The sequence below is a fragment of the Candidatus Methanocrinis alkalitolerans genome, from assembly GCF_029167205.1.
Lineage (GTDB): Archaea > Halobacteriota > Methanosarcinia > Methanotrichales > Methanotrichaceae > Methanocrinis > Methanocrinis alkalitolerans.
Window position 1 is genome coordinate 1 of the sequence record NZ_JARFPL010000069.1, and the last position, 5548, is coordinate 5548.

Sequence of the window (5548 nt, forward strand, 5' to 3'; positions counted from 1 at the left end):
CCCTTCCACAACGTTTAAATACCGGGCTTGTATTGGAGGAGTTCGCCCGTCCGCGGAGTCTGCCCGTAATTCGCGCAACTCCGGCAGAAGGGTCGCGGTCTGAGGTCTTTTTGGGATCCTGCACGTTTCGGTCCCGAGGAGTCCGAAAGGCTTAAATAAGGTCCCCTGGTAGGGGGATATGCTGTCCGGTCCTCCCCGGAGGAGTTCTCCCGTTTCGGCGGTGCGGAACTTTGAAGGTTCTGGGACAGAGGAAAGCTTAAATAGGATAGGCCCTTACATATATGGGCCGATGGGGGATTATCTCCCCGGCACCGCGACATAACGGCGCGGGCCCTGACGGCGTATAACGCTGACGATGATGGGCTTGCTTTCCAAGTTCGTGGTACATATACCGCGTGGAGACGGGATACAACTTGTCTCGTCTGACGTACGCTTATGGCGACTCGGCCAATTCCGACCGATACTGTAAATACTTCCATAATTCTGGTTGATCCTGCCAGAGGTTACTGCTATCGAGATTCGACTAAGCCATGCGAGTTGAATGTTCTTCGTGAACATGGCGGACTGCTCAGTAACACGTGGACAACCTACCCTTCGGTCCGGGATAATCCTGGGAAACTGGGGATAATACCGGATGGGCCACATATGCTGGAATGCTCTGTGGCCGAAAGCTTTTGCGCCGAAGGATGGGTCTGCGGCCTATCAGGGTAGTAGTGGGTGTAACGTACCTACTAGCCTACGACGGGTACGGGTTGTGAGAGCAAGAGCCCGGAGATGGATTCTGAGACACGAATCCAGGCCCTACGGGGTGCAGCAGGCGCGAAAACTTTACAATGCGGGAAACCGTGATAAGGGGATCTCGAGTGCCAGCATATAATGTTGGCTGTCCAGATGCCTAAAAAGCATCTGTTAGCAAGGGCCGGGCAAGACCGGTGCCAGCCGCCGCGGTAACACCGGCGGCCCGAGTGGTAACCGCTATTATTGGGTCTAAAGGGTCTGTAGCCGGCCAGGTAAGTCCCTTGGGAAATCTGGCAGCTCAACTGTCAGGCTGCTAGGGGATACTGTTTGGCTTGGGACCGGGAGAGGTGAGAGGTACCTTGGGGGTAGGGGTGAAATCTTGTGATCCCCGGGGGACCACCAGTGGCGAAGGCGTCTCACCAGAACGGGTCCGACGGTAAGGGACGAAAGCTAGGGGCACGAACCGGATTAGATACCCGGGTAGTCCTAGCCGTAAACGATGCTCGCTAGGTGTCAGTCACGGTGCGACCGTGATTGGTGCCGTAGGGAAGCCGTGAAGCGAGCCACCTGGGAAGTATGGCCGCAAGGCTGAAACTTAAAGGAATTGGCGGGGGAGCACTACAACGGGTGGAGCCTGCGGTTTAATTGGATTCAACGCCGGAAATCTCACCGGGGGCGACAGCGATATGAAGGTCAGGCTGAAGACCTTACCGGATTAGCTGAGAGGTGGTGCATGGCCGTCGTCAGTTCGTACTGTGAAGCATCCTGTTAAGTCAGGCAACGAGCGAGACCCACGTCCACAGTTGCCAGCATACCCTCTGGGGTGATGGGTACACTGTGGAGACCGCCGCTGCTAAAGCGGAGGAAGGAGTGGGCAACGGTAGGTCAGTATGCCCCGAATCTCCCGGGCTACACGCGGGCTACAATGGTTGGTACAATGGGCATCTACCCCGAAAGGGGAAGGTAATCTCTTAAAGCCAATCGTAGTTCGGATTGAGGGCTGCAACTCGCCCTCATGAAGCTGGAATCCGTAGTAATCGCGTTTCAACAGAACGCGGTGAATACGTCCCTGCTCCTTGCACACACCGCCCGTCAAACCACCCGAGTAGGGTCTGGATGAGGGTGTGTTACCTTGACACATTCGAATCTGGGCTTTGCAAGGGGGGTTAAGTCGTAACAAGGTAGCCGTAGGGGAATCTGCGGCTGGATCACCTCCTAACGACTTTGCACAAACGTGCATACGAAGTGTGCTTTCAGTGTCGGTCGGAGCCGAATAGTCGCCAGAGCGAAAAATAACTCTAACGTTCAATTGCTGGGATATATCGACCCGGTGATATGAGGGCCTCCCAGGGCGTTTCTGGGCTCGTAGCTCAGCTGGAAGAGCGCCGCCTTTGCGAGGCGGAGGCCCTGGGTTCAAATCCCAGCGAGTCCATGTACTAAATGCACCAAGCGAGATCATGTTCTCGTTTGGGAAGGGCAGACGGCGTTGTGTCGTACGGCGCTGTGTGATGCCATGTATAAGCTTTGCAATCCAGACGCTTACTGAGTTCAGTGGGACATAAGCTGTGTATACCAACCAGTGGATGGCTTGGCTCAAGCGCTGATGAAGGACGTGCCAAGCTGCGATAAGCCTCGGCGAGGTGCATGGAACCGTCGAACCGAGGATTTCCTAATGGGAACTCCCAGCCTTAGGGCTGATCCGTCAGGATCGGGAACGCCCCGGATTGAAACATCTTAGTAGGGGCAGGAAAAGAAATCAAATCGAGATGCCGTCAGTAACGGCGAGTGAACGCGGCAGAGCCCAAACCGAATCCCTTCGGGGAGATGTGGTGTTATAAGCCTGGCTCGATTACAGGATTGTCGGCTAAGTTGAAGTTGCCTGGAACGGCACGCCGTAGATTGTGATAGCCACGTAAACAAACCCTGACAATTCTGGAGCCTTGTCTTGAGTACCGTGGGTCGGATATCTCGCGGAAATTTGGGAGACACCAACTTCCAAGGCTAAATACGTCTTGAGACCGATAGCGCAGTAGTAGGGTGACCGAAAGCTGAAAAGTACCCCATAGAGGGCGGTGCAAAGTGCCTGAAATTGGTTGGTGATAGAGCGATGTGGCGTCAAAGGATACTCAGCATGAAGGAAGACGTCGCGAGGCGTCGGTACGAGTGCTGAATGCCAGCGTTGCATCTTACGTTTTGAAGAACGGGCCAGGGAGTGCATTTGAGTGGCAAGGCTAATCCGTTCAACGGAGCAGCCGTAGCGAAAGCGACGAGCGCGCATCTTCGGAGAGGCGCGACGTATACAAGTGCGTGGAGTCACTGGGATGCTACCCGAAGCCGGGCGATCTAGGCGTGGGCAGGTTGAAGCGTGGCGAAAGCTGCGTGGAGGACCGTTAGCGGTGTTGATATGCAAATCACTCGCGTGACCTGTGTCTAGGGGTGAAAGTCCAATCGAGCCCGGAAATAGCTGGTTCCTTCCGAAACATGTCGCAGCATGACCTGACTGGAGGTTGTCGGCGGAGTAGAGCACTGATTGGAGATCCCGGGCGGGAAACTGCTCGCTCTCTTGTCAAACTCCAAAACCGTCGTCGCCGTAGAAGGTCGGAGTCCGGACTGGGGGGTAAGCTTCCAGTCCGTAAGGGAAACAACCCAGACCGTGGTTAAGGCCCCCAAATGTCGGCTAAGTGTTAACACTAAAGGGAGTCCTAGGCCCCAGACAACTGGAAGGTTAGCTTAGAAGCAGCTATCCTTTAAAGAGTGCGTAACAGCTCACCAGTCGAGGTTTAGGGCCCCGAAAATGGACGGGGCTAAGCCGACTGCCGATACCACGGAGCACCGCGAGGTGATCTCGTAGGGAGGCGCTCTGCGTGGGCAGAAGCATCTTCGTGAGGAGGTGTGGACCACGTAGAGACGAAAATCCTGGCAGTAGTAGCAGCAGAGTCGGGTGAAAATCCCGATCGCCGAATGGGCTAGGTTTCCTCGGCAATGTTCGTCAGCCGAGGGTTAGTCGGTCCTAAGAGATGTCGTAACTCGAGCATCTCAAAAGGGAAACAGGTTAATATTCCTGTACCATTCAACAACGAAACTGACGCCTCTGGGTAGGCCGGGCACCTTTTGCCAGGGTGTTCAAGCGCCGAAACCTGTGGAGAGCCGTAATGGCGAGAAGCAGGCGAATGCGTGATGACTTAAGTTGGCTGACCCCAAGGGCCCGTGAAAAGGGAGTTGAATGGCCGTACCGAGAACCAACACAGGTGTCCCAAGCTGAGAAGGCTAAGGCGTGTCAGGTTAATCTAGCTAAGGGAATTCGGCAAATTAGCCTCGTAACTTCGGGATAAGAGGTGCCTGCTTTGAAGAAAGCAGGTCGCAGTGACTAGGGAGCTCTAACTGTCTAATAACAACATAGGAGATTGCAAACCCGAAAGGGCTAGTACAATCTCTGAGTCCTGCCCAGTGCAGGTACCTGAAGACCCGGTTCAACGGGATGAAGGGCCTGTCAACGGCGGGGGTAACTATGACCCTCTTAAGGTAGCGTAGTACCTTGCCGCTTAATTGGCGGCTTGCATGAATGGAACAATGAGAGCTCTACTGTCCCTAGCTAGAACCTGGTGAAACTTTCATCCTAGTGCAGAGACTAGGGACCCCTAATGGGAAGTGAAGACCCCGTGGAGCTTTACTGCAGCCTGTTGTTGGGTTGTGGTTTCGGATGTAGAGGATAGGTAGGAGGCGTAGAAGCCCGGGCGCCAGCTCGGGTGGAGCCGACCTTGGAATACTACCCTTCCGGAGCTACGACCCTAACTCCGAGAGGAGGACACCAATAGGTGGGCAGTTTGGGTGGGGCGCCACGCCCTAGAAAAGATATCTAGGGCGCCCTAAGGTTGACTCAATTGGGTCGGAAACCCAATGAAGAGTGCAAAAGCATAAGTCAGCCTGACGTCATCTCGCAAAGCAAGAGATGACGAGACGAAAGTCGGGTTTAGCGAACCTCTATACCTCCTTGGTGGGGGTTTTAGATGACAGAAAAGCTACCCCGGGGATAACAGAGTCGTCACCGGCAAGAGCACACATCGACCCGGTGGCTTGCTACCTCGATGTCGGTTCTTTCCATCCTGGCCGTGCAGCAGCGGCCAAGGGTGAGGTTGTTCGCCTATTAAAGGAGATCGTGAGCTGGGTTTAGACCGTCGTGAGACAGGTCGGTTACTATCTATTAGGGGTGTTTTGTGGTCTGAGGGTAAGCTGGTTTTAGTACGAGAGGAACAAACCAGCGGCGCCACTGGTCGATCGGTTGTCCGGCAGGGCACTGCCGAGCAGCTACGCGCTAACGGATAAGGGCTGAAAGCATCTAAGCCCGAAGCTGTGCCTGAAAAGAGACCACTTTAAGGACGCTCGTAGAAGACGAGTTTGATAGAGTCGGGGTGTACGCACCGAGGCAACGAGGTGTTCAGCCCGCGACCACTAACTGTCCGTACAGCCGTCCCGCTGAGCTCGGGCGAAATCTGGTATTGCAAAGCTACAAAATATCATTCGTGCCAAGGTGGCGGAGTGGTTACGCAATTGCCTGCAGAATATCGGTCTTATGGGCCAGAGTGCAGCCAGCAATTCTACTCCGGTTCGAATCCGGACCTTGGCTTCGAGTGTGGCGGCCAGAGCGGCGGGGAAACTCCTGAACCCATTCCGAACTCAGAAGATAAGCCCGTCCACGTTCCATACGGTACTCAGGTGCGCGAGCCCTCGGGAAATATGGATCGCTGCCACATTCACCTAATATCTCTTCTCTCATTGAAACGGCGATAATCCTATTAGCGGTAGCTCTTTT

Annotated in this window: 2 tRNA genes and 3 rRNA genes; all 5 read left to right on the top strand. The window is 54.7% G+C overall.

What is annotated here, in order from left to right:
• The first annotated feature begins 480 nt into the window (after positions 1-480).
• The 5 genes from P0O24_RS12205 (at position 481) to rrf (ending at position 5489) form a co-directional block, all read left to right on the top strand.
• A 16S ribosomal RNA gene (locus P0O24_RS12205) occupies positions 481-1955 on the top strand.
• A gap of 142 nt (positions 1956-2097) precedes the next feature.
• Positions 2098-2170 (top strand) — tRNA-Ala (locus P0O24_RS12210).
• 123 nt (positions 2171-2293) lie between these two features.
• A 23S ribosomal RNA gene (locus P0O24_RS12215) occupies positions 2294-5211 on the top strand.
• Positions 5212-5260: 49 nt separating this feature from the next.
• Positions 5261-5362: transfer RNA gene (locus tag P0O24_RS12220), tRNA-Cys, on the top strand.
• Between the two features lie 5 nt (positions 5363-5367).
• Positions 5368-5489, top strand: a 5S ribosomal RNA gene (gene rrf, locus P0O24_RS12225).
• The 16S, 23S and 5S rRNA genes sit together here with 2 tRNA genes alongside, the layout of an rRNA operon.
• Positions 5490-5548 lie beyond the last annotated feature (59 nt).